21 protein-coding genes and 1 tRNA gene are annotated in these 23,012 nt (G+C 63.3%); 14 read left to right on the top strand and 8 right to left on the bottom strand.

The window, feature by feature from the left end; all coding sequences use genetic code 11:
- The first annotated feature begins 205 nt into the window (after positions 1-205).
- From NMG80_RS35645 to NMG80_RS35630, 4 genes are all read left to right on the top strand, one after another.
- The gene (locus NMG80_RS35645; RefSeq protein ID WP_254022478.1) at positions 206-1,372 is read left to right on the top strand and encodes an ABC transporter permease; all 1,167 of its coding nucleotides are present in this window, start codon (positions 206-208) and stop codon (positions 1,370-1,372) included.
- Positions 1,369-2,307 (top strand): ABC transporter ATP-binding protein, encoded by a 939-nt coding sequence (locus NMG80_RS35640; protein ID WP_254022477.1) that lies wholly within the window; start codon positions 1,369-1,371, stop codon positions 2,305-2,307. Before NMG80_RS35645 ends, NMG80_RS35640 begins: the two co-directional genes overlap by 4 nt.
- Positions 2,304-3,068, top strand: a complete 765-nt coding sequence (locus tag NMG80_RS35635; RefSeq protein WP_254022476.1) for an ABC transporter permease — start codon at positions 2,304-2,306, stop codon at positions 3,066-3,068. Before NMG80_RS35640 ends, NMG80_RS35635 begins: the two co-directional genes overlap by 4 nt.
- A 276-nt stretch (positions 3,069-3,344) precedes the next feature.
- Positions 3,345-5,486, top strand: coding sequence for a sodium-translocating pyrophosphatase (locus NMG80_RS35630; RefSeq protein WP_254022475.1), 2,142 nt, complete (start codon positions 3,345-3,347; stop codon positions 5,484-5,486).
- 237 nt (positions 5,487-5,723) lie between these two features.
- On the opposite strand, the gene NMG80_RS35625 is transcribed toward NMG80_RS35630, so the two are convergent.
- Positions 5,724-6,272 (bottom strand): outer membrane protein assembly factor BamE, encoded by a 549-nt coding sequence (locus NMG80_RS35625; RefSeq protein ID WP_254022474.1) that lies wholly within the window; start codon positions 6,270-6,272, stop codon positions 5,724-5,726.
- 114 nt (positions 6,273-6,386) lie between these two features.
- Between NMG80_RS35625 and NMG80_RS35620 the strand changes: the two genes are divergently transcribed.
- The 7 genes from NMG80_RS35620 to NMG80_RS35590 all read left to right on the top strand — a co-directional run bounded on the left by NMG80_RS35620 (position 6,387) and on the right by NMG80_RS35590 (position 11,993).
- The gene (locus NMG80_RS35620; protein ID WP_254022473.1) at positions 6,387-6,929 is read left to right on the top strand and encodes a ubiquinol-cytochrome C chaperone family protein; all 543 of its coding nucleotides are present in this window, start codon (positions 6,387-6,389) and stop codon (positions 6,927-6,929) included.
- Between the two features lie 42 nt (positions 6,930-6,971).
- Positions 6,972-7,535, top strand: coding sequence for a YceD family protein (locus NMG80_RS35615; RefSeq protein WP_254022472.1), 564 nt, complete (start codon positions 6,972-6,974; stop codon positions 7,533-7,535).
- A gap of 131 nt (positions 7,536-7,666) precedes the next feature.
- Positions 7,667-8,737 carry a phosphate acyltransferase PlsX gene (gene plsX / locus NMG80_RS35610; RefSeq protein WP_254022471.1) on the top strand — a complete coding sequence of 357 codons (1,071 nt, stop codon included), beginning with the start codon at positions 7,667-7,669 and terminating at the stop codon, positions 8,735-8,737.
- A 9-nt stretch (positions 8,738-8,746) separates the two neighbouring features.
- Entirely contained in the window at positions 8,747-9,718 is a 972-nt protein-coding gene (locus NMG80_RS35605) for a beta-ketoacyl-ACP synthase III (protein ID WP_254022470.1), read from the top strand.
- Positions 9,719-9,824: 106 nt separating this feature from the next.
- A complete protein-coding gene (locus tag NMG80_RS35600) occupies positions 9,825-10,148 on the top strand; it encodes an integration host factor subunit alpha (protein WP_095485783.1) in 324 nt (107 codons plus the stop codon).
- Between the two features lie 195 nt (positions 10,149-10,343).
- The gene (locus NMG80_RS35595) at positions 10,344-10,886 is read left to right on the top strand and encodes a MerR family transcriptional regulator (RefSeq protein ID WP_123147533.1); all 543 of its coding nucleotides are present in this window, start codon (positions 10,344-10,346) and stop codon (positions 10,884-10,886) included.
- Positions 10,887-11,654: 768 nt separating this feature from the next.
- On the top strand, positions 11,655-11,993 hold the full coding sequence (locus NMG80_RS35590; protein WP_254022469.1) for a hypothetical protein: 339 nt from the start codon (positions 11,655-11,657) through the stop codon (positions 11,991-11,993).
- Positions 11,994-12,034: 41 nt separating this feature from the next.
- Here the strand turns inward: NMG80_RS35590 and NMG80_RS35585 are convergent, their stop codons facing one another.
- Positions 12,035-12,337 carry a hypothetical protein gene (locus NMG80_RS35585; RefSeq protein WP_254022468.1) on the bottom strand — a complete coding sequence of 101 codons (303 nt, stop codon included), beginning with the start codon at positions 12,335-12,337 and terminating at the stop codon, positions 12,035-12,037.
- 351 nt (positions 12,338-12,688) lie between these two features.
- The gene (locus NMG80_RS38115) at positions 12,689-13,156 is read right to left on the bottom strand and encodes a hypothetical protein (protein WP_436798757.1); all 468 of its coding nucleotides are present in this window, start codon (positions 13,154-13,156) and stop codon (positions 12,689-12,691) included.
- 64 nt (positions 13,157-13,220) lie between these two features.
- Here NMG80_RS38115 and NMG80_RS35575 point away from each other — a divergent pair.
- Positions 13,221-13,297, top strand: a tRNA-Pro gene (locus tag NMG80_RS35575).
- Positions 13,298-13,348: 51 nt separating this feature from the next.
- Here the strand turns inward: NMG80_RS35575 and NMG80_RS35570 are convergent.
- The 4 genes from NMG80_RS35570 to NMG80_RS35555 form a co-directional block, all read right to left on the bottom strand.
- Complete coding sequence (locus tag NMG80_RS35570; protein ID WP_254022467.1) at positions 13,349-14,602, bottom strand: O-antigen ligase family protein; 1,254 nt, start codon at positions 14,600-14,602, stop codon at positions 13,349-13,351.
- Positions 14,599-16,134 (bottom strand): undecaprenyl-phosphate glucose phosphotransferase, encoded by a 1,536-nt coding sequence (locus tag NMG80_RS35565; RefSeq protein ID WP_254022466.1) that lies wholly within the window; start codon positions 16,132-16,134, stop codon positions 14,599-14,601. Before NMG80_RS35565 ends, NMG80_RS35570 begins: the two co-directional genes overlap by 4 nt.
- Before the next feature lie 106 nt (positions 16,135-16,240).
- Positions 16,241-17,371 carry a glycosyltransferase family 4 protein gene (locus tag NMG80_RS35560; RefSeq protein WP_254022465.1) on the bottom strand — a complete coding sequence of 377 codons (1,131 nt, stop codon included), beginning with the start codon at positions 17,369-17,371 and terminating at the stop codon, positions 16,241-16,243.
- A 5-nt stretch (positions 17,372-17,376) separates the two neighbouring features.
- Positions 17,377-17,940, bottom strand: coding sequence for a polysaccharide biosynthesis/export family protein (locus NMG80_RS35555; RefSeq protein ID WP_254022464.1), 564 nt, complete (start codon positions 17,938-17,940; stop codon positions 17,377-17,379).
- 259 nt (positions 17,941-18,199) lie between these two features.
- Here NMG80_RS35555 and NMG80_RS35550 point away from each other — a divergent pair, with 259 nt between their 5' ends.
- On the top strand, positions 18,200-20,419 hold the full coding sequence (locus NMG80_RS35550) for a GumC family protein (RefSeq protein ID WP_254022463.1): 2,220 nt from the start codon (positions 18,200-18,202) through the stop codon (positions 20,417-20,419).
- Positions 20,420-20,464: 45 nt separating this feature from the next.
- Here the strand turns inward: NMG80_RS35550 and NMG80_RS35545 are convergent, their stop codons facing one another.
- Positions 20,465-21,694 (bottom strand): GNAT family N-acetyltransferase, encoded by a 1,230-nt coding sequence (locus NMG80_RS35545; protein WP_254022462.1) that lies wholly within the window; start codon positions 21,692-21,694, stop codon positions 20,465-20,467.
- Between the two features lie 89 nt (positions 21,695-21,783).
- Between NMG80_RS35545 and NMG80_RS35540 the strand changes: the two genes are divergently transcribed.
- Positions 21,784-22,839: a polysaccharide deacetylase family protein gene (locus tag NMG80_RS35540; protein WP_254022461.1), complete on the top strand. Its 1,056-nt coding sequence runs from the start codon at positions 21,784-21,786 to the stop codon at positions 22,837-22,839.
- The last annotated feature ends 173 nt before the right edge of the window (positions 22,840-23,012 follow it).

Genomic DNA, 23,012 nt, shown 5'->3' with positions numbered 1-23,012 from the left:
CCGGCCCCCACTTGGGGGGAGATTGGCGGCTCCGGAGCCGGCACCCACCTTGCGCCGCTGACAATTGGCGAAAGCCGAGGCGACATCCGATCTCCCCCCAAGTGGGGGAGATGTCCGGCAGGACAGAGGGGGGCGCCGGGCGCCGAGGTCACAATCCCGCAGCCGCATCTCCCCCAGCGTACGTCGTTTCGCACAGGCGTGCGCCATGACCGTCCGCTTCGACAAGCTCGGCGTGGTCATCGCCGCAATCGTTGCCTATGCCGCCTTCGCCGCGCCCTTCGCCACGTTTCGCGCCAATCGCATCGTACCCGGCGAGGCACGCTCGATCCTCGAAGCTCTGCCTGCGGCGACAGGCTCGCCGCTGCTTGCGGTCATCGTCGCCGCGGCGCTCATCGCGCTTTTGAAAACGCCGCTGATCATGCGCCTTGCCGCCGGCGTGGTCGCGCTTGCGGCGCTGGCGCTGCTGATCGGCGTCGCCGGCAGCTTCCTGACGCCTGAGGGCAACACCTTTGCCCGCATCTCGCCGGCTTCGGGTTTCTGGCTGCTCATCTTCGCCTTTACGCTTTTGCTCGCCGACGTGCTGACGAGGCTGAACCTGTCGCCATGGGCCCGGATCGGCGTGCTCGTCGTCGCGGCAGCGGCGATCGGCATGCTGCTGGTCTCGGGCAGTTGGAACAGTCTGTCGATCCTCAAGGAATATGCCAACCGTGCCGACAGTTTTTGGGCGGAAGCCTCCAAGCATGTAACGCTGGCGCTGGGTTCGCTGGCGGCGGCGGTGATAGCAGGCCTGCCGCTTGGCATCCTCTGCCACCGCGTCGAAAAACTGCGGGCCGGCGTGCTCAACGTGCTGAACATCATCCAGACCATTCCCTCGATCGCGCTGTTCGGCCTGTTGATCGCGCCGCTCGGCTGGGTCGCCACGCATGTGCCCGGCGCGGCCTCCCTCGGCATTCGCGGCATCGGCACCGCGCCCGCCTTCGTCGCCCTGTTCCTCTATTCGCTGCTGCCGGTTGTGGCCAACACCGTGGTCGGTCTTGCCGGCGTGCCGCGCGCCGCCAACGATGCCGCACGCGGCATGGGCATGACCGAGCGCCAGCGCCTGTTCGGCGTCGAATTTCCACTGGCCTTCCCGGTGATCCTCACTGGCATCCGCATCGTGCTGGTCCAGAACATCGGCCTTACCACCATTGCCGCGCTGATCGGCGGTGGCGGCTTCGGCGTGTTCGTGTTCCAGGGCGTCGGCCAGACGGCGATGGACCTGGTGCTGCTCGGCGCCGTGCCAACGGTGGCGCTGGCCTTTCCTGCCGCCATCATCCTCGACGCGGTGATCGAAATGACCTCCACCGGGAGACGCGAGGCACAACCGGCATGATCGAGATCGAAGGCATTACCAAGCGCTATGACGCGACGACCGTCGTCGATGACGTGTCGATGGTGATCGAGCCGCGCACCATCGTCGTCATCGTCGGCACCTCCGGCTCCGGTAAGACGACGCTGCTGCGCATGATCAACCGGCTGGTCGAGCCGACCGCCGGCGTGATCAGGCTCGACGGCGCCGACAACAGGTCGCTGCCCGGCTACGAGCTGCGCCGCAGCATCGGCTACGCCATCCAGGGCCATGGGCTGTTTCCGCATCGCACGGTAGCGCAGAACATCGCCACCGTGCCGGTGCTGCTCGGCTGGGACGCGGCCCGCATCAAGCGCCGCGTCGACGAGTTGATGACGCTCTACCAGCTCGATCCCCAGGCGTTCGGGCCACGCTATCCGCACGAGCTCTCCGGCGGCCAGCAGCAGCGCGTCGGCGTCGCCAGGGCGCTTGCCGCGGAGCCGAACGTGCTGTTGATGGACGAGCCGTTCGGCGCGCTCGACCCGATCATCCGCAACAAGGCGCAGGAGGATCTTCTGGCGATCCAGAAGCGCTTCGGCACCACCATCATCCTCGTCACCCATGACATGGAAGAGGCGGTGCATATGGGCGACAAGATCGCGGTGATGGATGCCGGCAAGCTGGTGCAATATGCCAAGCCCGCCGAGATCCTGGCGAAGCCGGCCAGCGCCTTCGTCGAGACCCTGGTCGGCGCCAGCGAAAAGCCGTTCAGGCTGCTGTCGCTCGGCCGGGTGCGCGACGCAGTGGAGACGGGCACCGCCGAAGGCGAGGCGATCCCCGGCGACGCCAGCCAGCGCGATGCGCTGGCCGAACTGCTCTGGTCGGGACGCCCGGCGCTGCCGGTGAAAGGCGCGGACGGCAAGCCGCTCGGCCGCGTGACCGTGGGCGGGCTGGTGAAACGGGCGGCGAGGCCGGCATGAAAGAGGCCGGTGTAAAAGCCTGGCTTCCATCACTGCTCAGGCTTGCCTTGGTGGTGCTGCTCATTGCGTTCGTGACCAATCCGGGCTGGTTCGAGCCGCTGCTGAAGCCGCTGACCGAGAGCAACGCGCCGGCAATCTACAACCAGGGTAGCCTGTTGACGCTGACGCTGCTGCATCTGAGGACTGTGCTGATCGCGACGGTTGCGGCAACCATCGTTGCCGTGGCGCTCGCCATCCTTGTCACTCGGCCGGCCGGCGTCGAATTCCTGCCGCTGTCGCGCAGCCTGGTCAATATCGGCCAGACCTTTCCGCCGGTGGCGGTGCTGGCTCTGGCCGTGCCGGCCGTCGGCTTTGGCGAGAAGCCGACACTGATCGCGCTGTTTCTCTACGGCCTGCTGCCGATCTTCGAGAACGCGCTGACCGGGCTGACGACGCTGCCGGCCAATGTGGTCGAGGCGGCGCGCGGCGCCGGCATGACCGGTTGGCAAAGGCTGGTCAAGGTCGAGCTGCCGCTCAGCGCGCCGATCATTCTCGGCGGTATCCGGCTTTCGGTGGTCATCAGCCTCGCCACCGCGACGATCGGCTCGACCGTGGCGGCCAGGACGCTGGGCGAGGTGATCATCGCCGGTCTGTTGTCCAACAATCTCGCCTTCGTCCTTCAGGGCGGCCTGATCGTCGCCGCCCTTGCCGTGCTGATCTATGACGGGCTGTCGGCGATCGAGCGCTACACCGCACGGCGCATGGGGCAGGAGACGGCGTAGTTAACAAAACGCAGATATCGCCTTCGCTCATCTCGGCAGAAATGGATTCCAACAGCGATTTCCATGACCCGGCCGGGGGACTGAAGTGAAAGAGCGGCTCTACCGAGAGGCTTTTCGGCGAAAGCCGGGCAAAAACCGAACAATATCTTGACGTTCGCACCCCTGTTTCGCATAAGCCGATGCGAGGGGAGCGGATTCTGCGCGCGGAATCCGCTCCCCGTCTCAACGGCCCAGGGAGGGGTTCTTTTGGGTCATCAAATCGAGGAAAATCCGGCAATGACCATAATTTCAGCTGTCATCGCCTGCGGTCTGCTTTCAGTCCTTTACGCCATCTGGGCGACACGTTCGGTCCTCGCGGCCGATCAGGGCAATGCACGCATGCAGGAAATTTCCGCGGCCATCCGCGAAGGCGCGCAGGCCTATCTGGCGCGCCAGTACACCACCATCGCCATCGTCGGCGTCGTGGTCCTGCTGCTCGCCTGGTGGCTGCTTTCGATCACCGCCGCCATCGGCTTCCTGATCGGCGCCGTTCTGTCGGGCGCCGCCGGCTTCATCGGCATGCACGTCTCGGTGCGCGCCAATGTGCGCACCGCGCAGGCGGCTTCCAACAGCCTCGCAGCCGGCCTCGAGATCGCCTTCAAGTCGGGCGCCATCACCGGCATGCTGGTCGCTGGCCTGGCCTTGCTCGGCGTCTCGATCTACTACCTGATCCTCACCCAATTCATCGGCCTTCAGCCCAACGACCGTGTCGTCATCGACGCGCTGGTTTCGCTCGGCTTCGGTGCTTCGCTGATCTCGATCTTCGCCCGTCTCGGCGGCGGCATCTTCACCAAGGGCGCCGACGTCGGCGGCGATCTCGTCGGCAAGGTCGAAGCCGGCATTCCCGAAGACGATCCGCGCAATCCGGCCACCATCGCCGACAATGTCGGCGACAATGTCGGCGACTGCGCCGGCATGGCCGCCGACCTGTTCGAGACCTATGCCGTGACCGTGGTCGCCACCATGGTCCTCGCCGCCATCTTCTTTGGCGGCACCGCCGTTCTCAGCGCCACGATGCTCTATCCGCTGGCCATCTGCGGCGCCTGCATCCTGACCTCCATCGTCGGCACCTTCTTCGTCAAGCTCGGCTCCAACGGCTCGATCATGGGCGCGCTCTATAAGGGCCTGATCGTCACCGGCCTGCTGTCGATCGTCGGCCTCGGCATCGCCACCTCGGCAACGCTGGGCTGGGGCGAGATCGGCACGGTCGCCGGCATGGCCATCACCGGCACGAACCTGTTCATCTGCGGCCTGATCGGCCTTCTGGTGACCGGTCTCATCGTGGTGATTACCGAATACTACACCGGCACCGACAAGCGCCCGGTGAACTCCATCGCCCAGGCTTCGGTTACCGGTCACGGCACCAACGTCATCCAGGGCCTTGCTGTCTCGCTGGAGTCGACGGCACTTCCGGCGATCGTCATCGTCGGCGGCATCATATCGACCTACCAGCTCGCCGGCCTCTACGGCACGGCGATCGCAGTCACCACGATGCTCGGCCTTGCCGGCATGATCGTTGCGCTCGACGCCTTCGGCCCGGTCACCGACAATGCCGGCGGCATTGCCGAAATGGCCGGCTTGCCCAAGGAGGTGCGCCAGTCGACCGATGCGCTCGATGCCGTCGGCAACACCACCAAGGCGGTGACCAAGGGTTACGCCATCGGTTCGGCCGGTCTCGGCGCGCTGGTGCTGTTTGCGGCCTACTCCAACGACCTGAAGTTCTTTGCCGCCAATGGCGACAAATACCCTTACTTCCAGGGCATGGGCGAAGTCTCTTTCGACCTCTCCAACCCTTACGTCGTCGCCGGTCTGATCTTCGGCGGTCTGATTCCGTATCTGTTCGGCGGCATCGCCATGACGGCTGTCGGCCGCGCGGCGGGCGCCATCGTCGAGGAGGTGCGCAAGCAGTTCCGCGAGGATCCGGGCATCATGGCCGGCACCTCGAAGCCGAACTATGCGCGTGCGGTCGATCTTCTGACCAAGGCGGCGATCCGGGAAATGATCATTCCGTCGCTGCTGCCGGTGCTGGCACCGCTGGTCGTCTATTTCGGCGTGCTGCTGATCTCGGGCTCGAAGGCGTCCGCCTTTGCAGCACTTGGCGCCTCGCTGCTCGGCGTCATCGTCAACGGCCTGTTCGTCGCCATTTCGATGACCTCTGGCGGCGGCGCCTGGGACAACGCGAAGAAATCGTTCGAGGACGGCTTTACCGACAAGGACGGCGTCAAACATCTCAAGGGCTCCGAGGCGCACAAGGCCTCGGTGACCGGCGACACCGTCGGCGATCCCTACAAGGACACCGCCGGTCCGGCAGTCAACCCGGCGATCAAGATCACCAACATCGTCGCCCTGCTGCTGCTGGCCGTGCTCGCGCACGGCTGAGGCCGCTCGGCCTTTCCAGGCCCGAAATCCAGAACCGAACCCGCAGGAGCGATCCCGCGGGTTCGTCTATTTTGGACGTCCAGCGTCAGGGCATTGGCGCCGGTGACGGATTCAAGCTCGCGTTGAAATGGTCTGAGGAAAACAAAAACCCGCGGGATCGCTCCCGCGGGTTTTCGGTCGCCTGAGATGTTGCTGCTTCCCCAGAAGCAAATGAGGGGAAGCAAAAGAAAAGGAGGATCAGGTGCCGGGCGAGGCGCCGCCGCCGGCGCCGCCGGGGAGGCCGGGCGCCAGCCTGCTGGCGCCGCCGATGATCTGGCTGAGGAAGTTCTGGTCCTTGCCGCCGGTCGGTGTGGTCCGCGAGATGAAGTCGAACACCTTGCCGTCCTTCAGGCCGTAATTGGCGATCTGGGTAACCCGCCCGTCCTCGCCGAAATAGACGGCGAGCACCTTCTGGTCGACCAGCCTCGGCTTGTCGAAGGCGACGTAACGCTTGCGCGTCTGTGAGATGTAGTAGAAGGCCTCGTTGTCGAAAGTCGCCTTCGTCGACGGGGTGCCGAGCGCCAGAAGCACCTGTTCGCGGCTCGAGCCGACCGGCACCAGGTCGATCGCCTGCTGGTCGATGACGTAGCCCTGCGTCAGCGTCTCGCTCGGATTGAGATCACCGATCATCTTCGACGAGTTGCAGGCGGAAAGCGCCGAAGCAACCACCAGCAGCGAGATCGCGCCGGCGGATCTCGGAAAAGCGGACCTGGGCAGAAAACTCGACTTGATTTTCAGCGCGCGCAACTACAACTCCATTAGCTGGCCGCAACTTGCGCTGGGCCGCAAAACCGGTAAACCAGCTTGCTCGCCGATGCAACAAGGCCAATTCAACAACCGGTCCCCGGGAGACCACCCTCAATGTTCCAGCGCCTTTTTGGTCGCGAACGTCACGCCAACCGCGCTATCACCGAGGCGCTCTACGCACAAATCGTGGCAGCGGCGCGGCAAACTGTGTTTTATTCAGACTGGAATGTCCCGGACACGCCGCTTGGCCGCTTCGAGATGCTGTCGCTGCACATGTTCCTGTTCCAGCACCGTCTGCGCGGCGAGGGCGGTGTTGCCGGGGAGGTCGCGCAGGTGCTGATCGACGAGTTCTTCATGGATGTCGAGCATTCGCTGCGCGAACTCGGCATCGGCGACGTCGGCGTGCCGAAGCGCATGAAGAAACTGGCGAAGATGTTCTATGGCCGCACCGCCGCCTATGACGATGCGCTGGAACGAAACGACCATGACGCACTCGTCGCGGCCCTTGCCCGCAATGTCAGGCCCGATGTCGGCACGTGGCCGCAGGCGACGCATCTGGCCGGCTACGTCGCCGATGTCTCCAGGCGACTCGCGGAACAGCCGACCGAATCGATTGTTTCCGGCACGGTGGCATTCCCCGTGGCCAAGACTATCTAAGAAAGCAAGCCTATCTAAGAATTACGAATATCTAAGGAAAAGATGAAACACGCCGATTCCCAGAGCCCCGATCGCCAGAGCCCCGTGTCCTTCGTGGCCAATGTCGCCCGGCTGCCGCAAAAGGGACTGCCGGTGCTGATCGAGGCCGACGCCGCGCAGCGCGCCGCGCTGGCAGGCGAGCACGAGTTGCTGTCGGTCGAGAACTACCGCGCCGAACTGCTGGTGGCGCCCTGGAAGCGCAACGGCATTAAGGTCAGCGGCCGCGTCGAGGCCGATATCACCCAGACCTGCATCGTCACCCTGGACCCGATCGAGGCGCATATTGACGAGGCGGTCGACGCACTGTTCCTGCCGGAGCAGTCGAAGCTCGGGCGGCAGGGTTTCGAAGGCGGCGGCGAGATAATGCTCGATGCCGAAGGGCCGGACAGCCCGGAAACTTTTTCCGGCAATTCAATCGACGTCGGGGCGCTCGCCGAACAGTTCTTTGGACTGGCGGTCGATCCCTATCCGCGCAAGCAAGGCGTTTCGATGGAGGCTGCCGACGATGCCGGGACTGCGGAAAGCGAATTCCAGCAAAAGCTGCGTTCCCTGCTGGGGAAATCCTGAAAACCCGACCCAATCGGAGAAAGCCGGTTGTGCGGCAGCCCAAAAACGCTATTTTCGCCGAACCTTCGCGAGCCCTAAACCCGTTGCCAGCGCCAGGCGCTCGCTCAAGCAAACTGTGAGATGAACACCGCGTGATCAGGATTTCCATCGATGCCATGGGCGGCGATCACGGACCAAGCGTGGTCATCCCGGCGCTCATGACGGTCGCCACCCGGCGTCCTGACATCCGCTTCGTCATCTATGGTCGCGAGGAGGCAGTGCGCCCCGAACTCGCAAAGCTGCCCAAGCTGGCGCAAGTGAGCGAGTTCATCCACTGCGAGATAGCAGTCAGGATGGACGACAAGCCGAGCCAGGCGCTGCGCCATGGCCGCTGGAAGTCGTCGATGTGGAAAGCGGTCGAGGCGGTCAAGGCAGGCACTGCCGACGCCTGCATCTCGGCCGGCAACACCGGCGCGCTGATGGCGATGTCGAGATTCTGCCTCCGCACCATGGCGACCATTGACCGTCCGGCGATCGCGGCGCTCTGGCCGACATTGCGCGGCGAAAGCGTGGTGCTGGACGTCGGCGCCACCATCGGCGCGGATGCGCATCAACTGGTTGATTTTGCCATTCTGGGCACTGGCATGGCGCGCTCGGTTTTCGGCATCGAACGGCCGAGCGTCGGTCTGCTCAATGTCGGCGTCGAGGAGATCAAGGGCCAAGAAGAGGTCAAGGAGGCGGGCCGCATGTTGCGCGAGGCCAACATGGCCTCGATGAACTACCATGGTTTCGTCGAGGGCGACGACATCGGCAAGGGCACGGTCGACGTGGTCGTCACCGAAGGATTTGCCGGCAACATCGCGCTGAAGACGGCGGAAGGCACGGTACGACAGATCGCCGGTTACCTGCGCGCCGCGATGGACCGCACGCTGATGGCCAGGATCGGCTATGTATTCGCCAAAGGCGCTTTCGATCGCCTGCGCGAAAAGATGGATGTCGGCCGTTCCAACGGCGGGGTTTTCCTGGGTCTGAACGGCGTCGTGGTGAAAAGCCATGGCGGCGCCGATTCGGACGGCTTCGCGGCGGCGATCGAGCTTGGCTACGACATGGTGCGAAACAATCTGCTCGATCGCATCGAAGCCGATCTTGATCTGTTCCATGCGCGCAATCCGCATGCCCAGACATCCAGGAAATCCGACGTCGTTGCCGACGCAGAGGAATAGGAAAGAGCCTTGATCAGATCTGTCGTGCGCGGCACAGGCGCCGCGCTGCCCCGCCGCATCATGAAGAATGCCGATTTCGAAGGCATGGTCGAGACGTCAGACGAATGGATTGCCCAGCGCACCGGCATCCGCCAGCGCCATATCGCGGCCGACGACGAGACGACGGCTTCGCTCGGCGAGGCGGCGGCGCGCGCAGCCCTCGACAATGCCGGCCTGACGCCAGCCGATATCGACCTGATCGTGCTGGCGACCTCTACGCCCAACAACACCTTTCCGGCGACCGCCGTCGACATCCAGAACCGGCTCGGCATGCATCACGGCTTCGCCTTCGACATGCAGGCGGTATGTTCGGGCTTCGTCTACGCGGTGACGACGGCCGACCTCTATATCCGCGGCGGCCTGGCCAAACGCGTGCTGGTGATCGGCTCCGAAACCTTTTCGCGCATCCTCGACTGGAGCGATCGCTCGACCTGCGTGCTGTTTGGCGACGGCGCCGGCGCGATGGTGCTGGAAGCAGGCGAGGGGGCGGGCGGCATTGAAGACCACGGGGTGCTGGCGGCCAGCCTGCGCTCCGACGGGGCTCACAAGGACAAGTTGTTCGTCGACGGTGGAGCGTCGACCACCGGAACGGTGGGCCATCTCAGGATGGAAGGCCGCGAAGTGTTCAAGCACGCGGTCGGCATGATCACCGACGTCATCGAGGCGACGTTCTCGGCTGCCGGGATCACCGCTGAGGATCTCGACTGGTTCGTGCCGCATCAGGCCAATAAGCGGATTATCGACGCTTCCGCCAAGAAGCTCGGGATAGCGGAACAGAAGGTGGTGGTTACCGTCGATTTGCACGGTAACACCTCGGCGGCTTCCGTGCCGCTGGCTCTGTCGGTGGCGGTCGCCGACGGCCGCATCAAGAAGGGCGATCTGGTGCTGATCGAGGCGATGGGCGGCGGCTTCACCTGGGGCGCGGTCCTGGTTCGCTGGTAAGTGCCGAACTGGCAGGTTCGGTCCTTGACCTTGCCGGATCAATTACTTAGGCTCTATCTTTGCTTATATAGAGTTATGTTTTTTTGAGCTGATGGGGACGGTTCGCATGGGGGGAAAGACACTTACGCGCGCCGATCTTGCTGAAGCCGTTTATCGCAAGGTTGGCTTGTCACGTACTGAATCGGCCGAGCTCGTCGAAGCGGTTCTGGACGAGATCTGCGAGGCGATCGTTCGCGGCGAGACGGTGAAATTGTCGTCGTTCGCGACGTTCCATGTCCGCTCCAAGAACGAGCGCATCGGGCGCAACCCCAAAACCGGCGAGGAAGTGCCGATCCTGCCGCGCCGCGTGATGACCTTCAAATCGTCGAATGTGCTGAAGAACCGCATTCTGCGCGCCCACCAGAACAGCAAGGCCAAGGGCAGCAAATAGCGCCTGCGCTTCAAAGCCCGGTTGAAAACGGTCGCCTGCTTTGACGCCGGGCTTGAATATTGTTTCATAAACCGCTGAAATAAGGCTCGATTCGGCAGAACAAGCCGGATCGGAATGACTCTTTGTTGAGCATGATCCTGGCCGAAAACCGATTCCCACTTTTCGGGATCATGCTCCAGCGTGAGGATTTCGTCCATGGACAAGAGCCCCGATGCTTTCCGCACCATCAGTGAGGTCGCTGAAGATCTCGACCTGCCGCAGCATGTGCTGCGTTTTTGGGAAACCCGTTTCAATCAGATCAAACCGATGAAGCGCGGCGGCGGCCGCCGCTACTACCGGCCGCAGGATGTCGAACTGATCAAGGGCATCCGCCACATGCTCTACGACCAGGGCTATACGATCAAGGGCGTGCAGAAGCTGCTGCGCGAGAACGGAAACCATTTCCTGGTCGCCATCGGCAGTGGCGACATGGCGGCCGTCGAGGCGATCTCGCAGCGCCGGCAGGCCGATGCGGTGCCGCTGACGCCGGCGGCCCAGCCGCGCGGCGCTGATGACGAGATGCTGGTCGGCGAGCCCAAGGTGAAACCCAGCCGGCGTTTTTTCGGCCTGGGCAAGACCGACGACGACGGGCCGGTGCAGCCGGGCACGTCGAAACTCTCGCGCGACAACCGTGCTTTGCTGCAGGAGGCGCTGTTCGACCTTCTGGAATGCAAGCGCCTGCTCGATCAGGTGCGCTAGTTCCTCTGCACAGGGGATTTGGTTCGTTGAGTGACGGTCGTTGCCGGCCGGCCTGCAGCCATCATCTCTGACGCTGGGGATTAGCCACAGGCCACCATGCCCTTCGTCATCCCAGGGCGGAGCAAGGGAGCGAAGCGACGCGGCGCAGACCCTGGGATCCATTCCGTGACATCAGCCGAAGAATGCAGCGGCTCAGAACGACGCTTGTATCCGCAACGGTGGCAGTTACCCTTCAACCATGACCGGCTATGCCTATATGACCGCGAGCCAGAAGCGCTGGCCGCGCCAATAGAAGATCGAGCTGATCGAGAAGACCAATCCAGAATGGTTTGAGCTTTTTCGCGGAACTGGGTGGTGGTAACGTTCGGTTCTGGTCGGCCGGGCACTGCCGCGAGGTAACGGCATGGATCCCAGGGTCTGCGCCGCGTCGCTGCGCTCCTTGCTCGCCCTGGGATAACGAAGGGATGGATGTCTCAGCCAATCATAGAGGTTTGCGAATCGCCACTGACGGGAATGATCGACGCTGCCGATCACCGATCTGTCAAAATCACTGTATCGAGGAACTAGCGCTGTAGTGCATGTCGCCCAAAACATGCCCCTGGGCTGGCCCGAGGGCGCACAGCGGGTTTGGGATAGCGACTGCAGAAGAACTTCAAGCGGGTCGCTGGCTCCCTTCCGACGCGACGCGCTCTGGGCCCCGATCGGTCGCGGCAAAACCGGAACCGGTTTTGCGATCGTGCGTTCCTTCGCAAAAGAAGGAAGCCTGTCATGGTATCATTTTCGACCCTCTCCGACATCGATCTTGAAAAACAGGTCGCGGCCCTCTCCAGGGAATTGGCGGCGCTGAGGAAGGCCGTTTCCAGGCGCGGCAGCGCCTATTACGAGGACGGGCGTGACACCGCGTCGGACTATTACTCGGACCTCGCCGAGCGCTTCAGTGACGCTCTGCCTGCGATCAGGAGGCATAGCAGGGTGATAGAGAAGACAGCCCGCGATCATCCCGCGACAGCGGCCGCTGTCGGTCTGGTTGTGGTCGGGCTCGTCGCGAGCCTGTTCCTCAGCCGCCAGCAGAAAACGTCGCGAACGAGATCGAGATCGGCACGTTGAGACAAGAAAATGGCGGCGCGGACGGCCGCCATTTTCGTTGGCTACAGGTCGATCAGCGCGCGCGCTTGAGCTTGTTCTTCGGGCTGACTTGCGCGGCCTGGCTGCATTTGCCGTAGACGGTGCCGTTGGAGTCGGTGGCGGCCGGGTAGGTACCCTTGCAGTCGAGCTGCAGCACCAGGCAGTGACCCGCGCCCCTTACAAACCGCGCCGCCGCCGCCCGGATGCGTGCCGTTGGCGACGGCCGAGTTCGGCACTGAAATCGAGCCGAAGGCCGAGACGACGATGGCAGCGGCGAGCGACAAGTGCTTGAAGTTCAGGCGCTTGAAGTTCGAGATGTTGGTCATCTGAGCGTTTCCTTCTCTGGATCGAGGATCGCCGTCAGGGCGTCCTTCCGGTTGGGACCGCCTTTGTGGCGTCCATACCGTGTTGGTGCGGCCCGGAGAGAAAAGGTTCACGCGTCGGTTCAAGAATATTCGCAGCCCCTGACGCGTTCTGCTTGCATCAGGCTCCCGCCCTGATTCGATCCTTTCGAAACGGCTGCCGACCCAGCGACAGCCGCCTAAATAAGGGGAGGTCGAACAATTTCGCGATCGGCCAGTCAAAGAACCCGATCGGGATGGTGCCGCCGGGGCCTGTGCCGCGGCCGCGCCGATCGGAATCACGATCCCGTGACGGCATTTTTGGCGCTTGGCAAATCACCATCGAGAGGGCATTCTCTGCGCCGTCTCAGGCAACTTCTTGATTTGATCAAACTCTTTAAATCCACGGAGTTGCCAAATGCCCCAAATAGCAACAAGCGAAGCTTTTTCCGAACTGTCGGCGACCGAAGCTGCGCCCGACCACAGCGTCCTCAAGGCCGTCCGAGAAACCAGGGGATACAGCATGGAAGAGCTGTCTCTGACGTGCGGACTGTCGGTCGATGAGATCGCCGACATCGAGAACGGCAGGAATGCCGATTTGTCGAAGCTTAGGCGAATAGCCTCTGCACTCCGGCTTCCGGAAAGCGCGCTGATCGATACAGCCGCGCTGACCCAATCCATGGAAAATCCAAGACCCGTCTCATAGCAGCGACGCCAGAGGATCAAGCCAGACAAGCGTGTTCTGGATTTGAAGTTCCTGAATGCTGACGACGTCCAACAGGGCAGGAACTTCAAATCCACCATCGGGGTGACGGCCGCCGAATTCGGTTGACCCGAACCGGGTTATCACGATACATCGCGACCGGTCCGGAGTGTAGCGCAGCCCGGTAGCGCACTTGACTGGGGGTCAAGGGGTCGTCGGTTCGAATCCGGCCACTCCGACCATTTTCAAGACTTAGACTTGCCCCCAGAAACCTAGACTTGCCCTGAAAACCATCACGCTGGCGGCGACGACAGCGCCAGCGGCCGCAACTGCCGCTGATGGCGGTATTCCAATGCGATGGCGCCCCAGATCAGCCCGAGCAGCAGATAGACGTGGCGCCAGTGATCGATATCGATGAAGGTGCCCAGCGCGATATTGCCGATGAAGGCGACATAGGCGCACAGAAGGTAGGGCTGCCACGGCCTGTCGCGCAGAAGAATGCGGAAGCCGGCCGCTATCGTCCAGCAGGTCAGCGCCAGGAACGAGACGAAGCCGAGCCAGCCATAGTCCATCAGCATTTTTAGCCAGATGTCGTGTGTGTCCTCGCCGAAAATCCTGCCGAAGACGAGCGGGCCGATGCCGAGCGGATGCTCAAGCGCCATCTGGAAACCGAAGATATAGCGGGCGAAACGGCCGAGGCGGGCGGTATCGTAGCTCTGTTCCAACTGGGCGCGGCTGGAGAACATCTCCGAGACGCCCGGCAGCTGCAGGATGACGAGCATCGCGACGACCAGCAGCGAGATGGCGGCAATGGTCATGACGACGACACGCAGCCGGAATTTTCCGCTGGCGCTTTGCAGGAACAGGGCACCGGTGAGAAGGATCGCCGAAACGCCGAACATACCCCAGGCGCCGCGCGAGAAGGAGAAGAAAATGCCGGCGGTGATGATCAGCAGCGGCATCGCCAGCAACGGCATGCGTGAGACGGGGCCAGTCAGCAGGAGATGGAGCAGGTAGATGCCGGGCAGCACCAGGAACGGCCCGAACACGTTCGGATCCTGGAAGGCGCCGGTGGCGCGATCGTATTTGGTGAAGATTTCCGCCCCCGGGAAGGCATGGAAATAGCCGGCGATCCCAAGCAGCGAGGTCAGCACCGCCGACATCACATAGGCCAGGAAGATCACCCGGTAGAGACTGGGCTGGACCGATGTCACTGAGGCGAAGAACACCGCAGTGAAGGCGAGGAACAGTGACACCGAGAGATAGAGCGGGGTGCCGGCAATATCCGACATCTGGGTCATCGAGATCATGCCGCCGATGTTCATGACCACCAGCAGCACCAGCAGCGGCGCCGCCGCGCGCGATATGCGCAGGCCGAACAAGGCCCACACTGCCATCAGCCCGACCATATAGAGGTCGTATGGCGCCGGCTCGGCGATGACGAAGCCGGACAGGAAGACGCCGAGGAAAACCGCGCCCGACGCAATCAGCGCGATCAGCTTGGCGTTGATCGCGGCCGGCGACAGTTCATGCGCGACTGCGCTCAATAGGCATTTTCCGTATTGAGCAGCCGGATCGGCGTCAGGAACAGGATCCTCAGATCGAACAGCAGCGACCAGTTCTCGATATAATAGAGGTCGTACTCCGTCCGCATGCGGATCTTCTCGTTGGTGTCCATCTCGCCGCGCCAGCCATTGATCTGCGCCCAGCCGGTGACGCCTGGCTTGACCTTGTGGCGTGCGAAATAGCCGTCGACCACCTCATTGTAGAGAAGGTTGTGCGACTGCGCGGCAATGGCGTGCGGGCGCGGGCCGACCAGCGACAGCGAACCGAAAAGCGAATTGAAGAACTGCGGCAACTCGTCGATCGAGGTCTTGCGAATATAGCGGCCGACGCGGGTGACGCGCGGGTCGTTCCTGGTCACCGTCTGCTTGGCCGTCGGGTCCGCCTTGTCGGTGTACATCGAACGGAACTTGTAGACCTCGATGATCTCGTTGTTGAAGCCATGCCGCTTCTGGTGGAACAGCACCGGTCCCTTGCTGTCGAGCTTGATGGCGATCGCGGTCACCAGCATGACCGGCGAGAACACGATGATGCCGATGATCGAGAAGACGATGTCGAAGGCGCGCTTGGCGACCGAATCCCAGTCGTTGATCGGCCTGTCGAAAATATCGAGCATCGGCACCGAGCCGATGTAGGAATAGGCGCGCGGCCGGAACTGCAGCGCGTTCGAATGCGCCGAGAGCCGGATGTCGACAGGCAGCACCCACAGCTTCTTTAAAAGCTGCAGGACGCGCGTTTCGGCGGTCAGCGGCAGCGATACGATCAGCATGTCGATACGGGCGATGCGGGCGAACTCGATGAGCTCGGAAACGGTGCCGAGCTTCGGATAGCCGGCGACGATGGGCGGCGAGCGCTTGTCGCCGCGATCATCGAAGATCCCGCAGATACGGATGTCGTTGTAGGGCTGCTTTTCGACGGAGCGGATCAGGACCTCCGCCGCCGCGCCGCCGCCGACGATGACGGCGCGGCGCTCCATGCGCCCGTCGCGCGCCCAGCGCCGGATCAGCTTCGACATCAGCAGTCTCAGGCCGAAGATCAGAATGAAGCCCACGACGAACCAAGTGCCGAAAACCAGGCGCGAATAGTCTTGCGACATCTTCATGGCGAATGCCGTCAGCGCCATCAAGGCGAAGGTGCCGGCCCAGACCATCAGCAGACGGCCGAAATTGGCGAGCGGCCGCATAAACGAGACGATCTGGTAGCAGTCGGCGACGTCGAGCAACACCACGGCGAGGGCCGAGGCGGCGGCGATCGCCAGCGGATATTGCCAGGCGAGATGGTTGAAGAAGCCGACATAGTAAAAATAGATGCACAGGCCCGACAGGAACAGCAGCGCGAATTCGACCATCCGCAAGACGCCGCTGACCATGATCGGCGACATGGTGTCGCGCCGGTATTGCGATGCGACCTGACGGGCGACGTCGTTCATCCCGCCGGGGCTATCGTCCCCGGCCGGGCCGTTGAAATTGCGCACCGCGTCTTTCGAAAAGCGGCGTGCGGGATCGGTCTCGCTCATGGTGCATCCGCAAAGCTACACTCAAGTGATTAGCAAAAGAGAGCTAAGAAACCCTTGAAGCAACAAGTAGCTTTTGGAGAAGCTTTGAAGTTAGCGCCCTTTGGGGTTACCGTTTGAGCGCGGCGAAATAGGCCGTCTCGATCGCCGCGGCCATCACGTCGGCGCCGAATCGCCCCTTGAGGTCGGCAGTATCGGGCATCAGCCTGCTATAGGCATTGGGGTCGGCCAGCGCCGCGCTCATCTTGTCGGCGAGCTCGCGCGGATCGGGCCGGATCAGGGCAGGGGACCCGACGCCAAAGATTTCCGGGATGCCGCCGACGCCGGTGGCGATCATCGATTTGCCGGCGGCGAGCGTCTCCAGCACGATGTAGGGCATGGCTTCCGCGCGCGAGGGCACGACAACCAGTTCGGCCAGCGCAAAGGCTTTGCGCGCCGGCATCGGCGGCAGGAACCGCATATGGCCCTCGAGCCCGAGCCGCTTCACTTGCGCATGGTAGCGCGGCAGGTCGTCGCCGTCGCCGACCATCACCGCCTTCACCGGGCGGCCGAGCCGCGTTCCGGCAAGAACCAGCGCATCGATAAAGATGTCCGGTCCCTTGAGGTCGCGCATCATGCCGATATAGAGGGCATCGGCCGCATGCGGCTCGGTTCGCACCGGCTCGAACTCGGCGGCGCTCAGGCCGTTGTAGACCAGGTTGTTCGGGATGGGCGGTTCGCCCACCTTCCTGCGATAGGTCTGCCTTTCATAGTCGGAGACAAACAGAAGATAGTCGGTGAAGCGCGCCATGAATCGCTCGAGCGCGAAGAACAGCTTCCCCGTGGTGGTAGTCTCGTCATAGTGAAGAGAGCCGCCGTGAGGCGAATAAAGGCGGGCTACGCGAGACCTTGATACCCGCAACAATGAGCCGAACAGGCGGGCATAGGCGCCACCCTTGGCGCCGTGCCCGTGGAGCACGTCCGGCCGCAATTCCTTGATGATCCCAAAAGTGCGCCAGGCCGAGGCGAGGTCGCCCGGTCCGACATGCCGCTGCATCGGCGTGCGATGGATGCCGAGCGCCGTTATGCCTTTCATCTGGTTGAACAGATGTTCCTCGAAGTCGCCGCCCGTCGTCGAATCGCAGACGATGCCGACGGCATGCCCGGCGGCAACCTGCGCCTCGGTCAGGTCGCGCACGTGACGAAAAATCCCTCCGACAGGTGAGCGAAAGCAGTGGACGATCCTGAGTGTGTCCGCCACGTGGTCTAGAACAGGCGTTCGCGAACGTAGACCGTGTCGCCGGGCAGAAGCGGGTCGGAGGTGGCAACGCGACCGGTCATGACCTTGCCGTTGATGTCGCGGGTGATGTCGACGCTTTCCTGGTTGGCGCGCGGGCTGAAACCGCCGGCGATGGCAATCGCTTTTTGCACGGTCAGGCCGGGAACATAGGAGTACTGGCCCGCAGCACCGACTTCGCCCATGATGAAGATCGGCCGGTAGCGGTCGATCTCCACCGAAACGTCCGGATCACGGAGATAACCCTGGCGTAATTTGTCGGCGATCTCGCCTTCGAGCTGCTGTGCGGTGTGGCCACGCGCCGGTACGGCGCCGACGAGCGGGATGGACAGATAGCCGGATTGGTCGACGCTGTAGACGTTGGTCAATCCTTCCTGCTCGAACACGGTGACGCGGACCCGGTCGCCGGCGCCGAGGCGATAGGGCTGATCGAGCATTTTATGAAAGGCGGCCGGCGCCGGCCGGTAGCTGGAGCAACCGGCAAGCAATGACACGGCGAGCAGCGCACGGAACAGGGGAGCAGTGCTTTTCATGACCGGACATGTACCTTCGACTGGCCGCCGCTACACCGCGGCAAACTCTGGAGAGATCGAGGCCCCGTTATCATCCGGTTAGGGTTAATGCCCGGTAAAGGCGGGCGGCCCAGGCGACGGCAACCGGCAAAAGACGCCCCGTTTTGAAGCTTTGTTGCCCGCGTGCGAGTAAAACCTAACAGATGCTTACCGCGATATTAACGGCTGAGTTACCATAGTTGTTTACGGTGTATGCTGACTAAATACCGGAGCAGGATGCATGTCCGTTCAATCCGCGGCCGCAGATGTCGACGTCGATCTCAGGCAGCTCTTCGCCAGCCTTGCGAGGAATTGGCTGCGCATTCTTGTCGTCGCGCTAGTAGTAACCGGCCTGGCGTTCGCGCTCACCTGGCTCGCCACGCCGCATTACAGGGCCGAAACCCGGCTTTTGATCGAGACCCGCGAATCGGTCTACACGCGCCCCGACGGCACCAATGTCAACGACAAGCCGATTCTCGACGAGGAAGGCGTGACCAGCCAGGTCGAGGTCATTTCCTCGACCGACATCCTCAAGCAGGTGGCGCAGAAGCTTGATTTGTCGCGGCTTCCCGAGTTCGACGAGACGGCGGATATGCCGGCGTTGAGCCGTCTGCTTGTCGTCGCCGGCCTGAAAAGCGACCCCAACGAGATTCCGCCGGATGAACGTGTGCTGACGAAGATGCGCGAGAAGCTCAACGTTTATCGCGTTGAAAAATCTCGCGTTATCGTCATCGAATTCTCCTCGGAAGATCCCCGGCTCGCCGCCGAAATTCCGAACGCCATCGCCGACGCCTACATCTCCGTCCAGGGCAATGCCAACATCGAATCGAATTCCGCCGCAACCGATTGGCTGGCGCCAGAGATCGCCGACCTGTCGAAGCGGGTGAAGGATGCCGAGGCCAAGGCGGCAAGCTACCGCGCCCAGTCCGATCTTTTGATGGGCGGCAACAATTCGGTGCTCGCCACGCAGCAGCTTTCCGAACTGTCCAGCGAATTGTCGCGGGTGCGCGCCAATCGCGCCTCGGCGGCAGCGACTGCCGACAGCGTGCGCAGGGCGCTGCAGAATGGCGGCTCGCTCGATGCGGTACCGGAGGTGCTGTCGTCCGAACTCATCCAGCGCCTGCGCGAGCGGCAGGTCGAGCTCAAGACCAACATCGCCGACCTTTCCACCTCCTTGCTCGACAATCATCCGCGCATCCGGGCGCTGAGGTCGCAGCTTGCCGATCTCGACCGTCAGATCCGCAACGAGGCGGAAAAGATCATGACGGGGCTGATGACGCAGGCGCAGACCGCCCAGGCCCGCGAAAACCAGCTTGTCGCCGAGGTCAACACGCTGAAGGCCGCATCGGCGCGCGCCGGCGACCAGCAGGTCGAACTGGACGCGCTGCAGCGCGAAGCGACCGCCCAGCGCCAGCTGCTCGAATCCTACCTGACCCGTTATCGTGAGGCATCCTCGCGCCAGGACAGCAACTATCTGCCGGTCGACGCCCGTGTCTTTTCCCGCGCGGTGGCGCCGTCCGAGCCCTATTTCCCAAAAATCCTGCCGATCACCGGTGCGGCCTTCGTCGGCTCGCTGCTGGTCATGGCGATCGTGACGCTTCTGCAAGAGCTGTTTTCGGGTCGCGCCATGCGGCCGGCCGCCGGCGCCCGCTTCGAGCGGATCGAACAGGTCGCGATGCCGGTTGCCCACGAATCGCCCAACCACGAATGCCCCGATCACGAACGCCCCGATCACGAACCGGCCGATATCGAAGACCTTGAGGATCGGACGGCGCAAGCCCAGGCAGAGCCGCAAGCGGCTGCCGCGGCGCCAGCAACGGCCCCTGCAATTGGCGAGGACGTCGGGCCGGCGCGCCGCACGCTTGGCGAGGTCGAAATCGACAAGGCGGTGGAAAAACTGGTCTCAAGCGGTGCGGCACGCGCCATATTCGTGTCGCCGGAGGGCGACGAGGCGGCCGCCTCGGCGGTGCTGGTGGCGCGTGAGGTTTCCGACGCCGGCCTGCGTGTGCTCCTGCTTGATCTCACCGCTTCGGGCGCCGCTTCGCGGCCGACGCTGGACAGCAGGCTTTTCCCGGGCATCACCGATCTGCTCGCCTCCGAAGCGCAGTTCAGCGACGTGATCCATGCCGATCTTTATTCGGACTGCCACGTCATTCCCGTCGGCACCGCCGATCCGGTTCGCGCCATGCGCGCCGCCGACCGGCTGCCGATCATCATGCAGTCGCTGACCACCGCCTACGATCTGGTCGTGGTCGAATGCGGACCCGCCGACGCGCAAGGCATCAGCCGCCTTGTCGGCGAGGGCACCGAGGTCTTCCTGTCGCTGCTGGAGCCGAACGACGAGGTGGCGCAGGCCGCGGTCGAACTGATCGAGAGCGGCTATCCCGACCTGACGCTGGTGACCCCGGTCGGCCACCAGACGCCAGGGACGCCGCTACCAGGACGGCGCTCCGCCGCCTGAGACGGTTCGATGATTCTCTTGAACGTCCCGGAATCTCGGCGGCGTTCACCTGTCGCCTTCGCCCACCGCAGGTGCTGCCTGTCCGGCCGCCTTGCGGCGCAGCATCTTGGTCAGCTTCCAGATCGTCGGGCTGTTCTTGAGGAAGGCTTTCAGGCGCGCGCCTTGCCGCAGGACAAGGGCCAGCGCGCGGCCTTTGATCGTCAGCGGAATCAAGACCTCGGAATGCTGGGTCTCGATGTCGCACCACAGCCGCTTGTAGGGTTCGTCGCCGACCGAGAAATCGTAGACATCGAACCCGCTCTCGCAGGCTTCCTCGATGTTGTCGAAGAACAGGAAGTCGCCGGGGCTGGCATGGGCGAGGTCGTCGTCGGCGATCGCTCCGAACTCGCAGATCAGGCGTTTTCCAGAGCGGCTCGATCCGGTTACCGCGCGAAGCTTGCCGGCGACTTCGAGCCCATGCAGCACGAAGGACGGCTTATCGTCGCAAAGCGCTTCGACGAACAACGCGCGGAAGAAAGCACGAACCTCCGCCTCACCGAAGACGTTGGTGATGCCCATCTTGCGAAAGCGGAATTCCTTCATCTCGAAAAACGCATCGAGCAGTCTGTTCACCTCGTCGGCTGTCCGGGCCTCGATGCGGCGGTGGCTGCCGACGGCCTCGAGCTTTCGAGCCTGCGAGCGGTGCCTCTTGCGCCTGCGCTTGCCGCTCGCGCGGGCGAGCAGTGCATCGAAACCTCCCGCCAGGTCGACGGCCAGCGACAGGTTGGGGCTGGGAAAATGCGGGAGGGATAGCAGCGGATTGGCAATGCCGTCGAGATCGGGCAGCAGCCGTTCCAGCGCGATGAGGTCGATGTCCGGCCGTGCCCTGGCGATCGCCGGGAAAATCGAGCGGATAGCGGCAGCATCCGCCTTGGTCAGCCAGGACGGGTCGGCGCACGCGAAATTGCCGTTGGCATGGCGGCCACCCATGAAACGGGCGACGCGGAGCCGACCGCGGCTGGTGACTTCCAGCGCCAACGAAAAAACCGGCCGGCCGTCAGCGCTCAGCGTCACTAAGACGGTGTCCGCTTCGGCATATCTGGCCCAGTTCAGGATCCAGGCCAGGCTCTGCGCCGGCGCGAACAGCGCCGAACCGCAGAACTCGGAATAGGCCGCAATCGCCGCACCGTCGGCGACCGACACCGACAGGCCGGCATGATCCGCAGGCAGCGCGCGCGGCGCAGCCTCCATTGCCTCGAGCCGGTTGCCGTCAAATGACGCGGTGGCGTCAACCATACCTCAATCCTTTAGGGCGTATTCACCGCGATTGGGGGCGCATAGGCGCATTCCGTGCTTGGATGAGCCTAGGCGCAAAAGGTGAATGAATGATCGACGGGGGCGAGGCAATCCGGAAACTGGCGCTCAACGTCGTCCGCTATACCGGTCTTGCCCCGCTGGCCAAGCCGTTCGTCGGCGGCATCGGCGCCATCCTGATGCTGCACCGGGTCACCGCCACGCCGGAAAAGCCTGATAGCGTCAACCGGCATCTCAACATCGCGCCTGAGTTCCTCGACGCGGTGATCGCCGACATGAAGGCGCACTTCTATACATTCGTCACCCTGGACGAGGCGATCGACCGCATCAAGGCCGGCGGCAAGGGTGGCCAATTCGCGGCGATCACCGCTGACGACGCCTACCGCGACAACATGACGGAGGCGCTGCCGGTGCTGGAAAAGCACGGCGCGCCGATCACCATCTATGTCGCGCCGGGGCTGATAGACGGCGCCGCCGATCTATGGTGGGAGGTGGTCGAGGACATCGTCAGCGCGCGGAACCGGTTGGTTTTGACGATAGCGAACGGTCCGGTGACGATCGACTGCTCGACCCCGGGCAAGAAAATCCAGGCCTTTGCGCGCCTGCACGACCATCTGACGCTGGAGGTCCGCGAAGAGGACCAGCGCGCGGTGCTGCGCGAATTGGCGCGGTCGAACGATATCGAGTTGGGCGCGCGCCAGAGCATGTTGATGAACTGGGACGAGATCCGCGCGATGGCAGGGCATCCGCTGGTGACGATCGGCGCGCACACCGTCAATCATCGCAATCTGAAGCGGCTTTCCGAAGCCGATGCGCGGCACGAGGTCGACGGCGTCAGGCGCATATTGCAGGCCGAGCTTGGCGAGGCGCCGCGCCATTTCGCCTATCCCTATGGCTATGCCAGCGCCGTTGGCGACCGCGAAGTCGGCTTTGCCCGCGATGCCGGCTATGCCTCGGCGGTGACGACACGCCACGGCGTGCTGCGCGCCGAACATGCCGGTTTCCTGCAAGCGCTGCCGCGCATTTCGCTCAACGGTCGCTATCAGAGCGTTGCCCATATCCGCACGATGCTGTCGGGCGTGACGACGCCGCTAGCGAATGCCGGCAAGATGCTTGTCACCATCTAATGGCGAAAGTCTGACACTCCGGTGGCGGCAAGAACCGACCCCTTGCGGACCATCCCTGATGCGCGCCTCGTCGCCCCCGGGTTCTCAAGCCTACACTCGGAAAGCCGGACGCACATCGCGGGCGATTTTCTTCCCAGCTTAGCAGAAATGCGATCAGAGACACTTCTCTATTC

Source organism: Mesorhizobium escarrei, from assembly GCF_935825525.1.
Lineage (GTDB): Bacteria > Pseudomonadota > Alphaproteobacteria > Rhizobiales > Rhizobiaceae > Mesorhizobium > Mesorhizobium escarrei.
The sequence above is the reverse complement of the archived record's forward strand: the minus strand, read 5'-3'. Positions and strand labels throughout refer to the sequence as shown.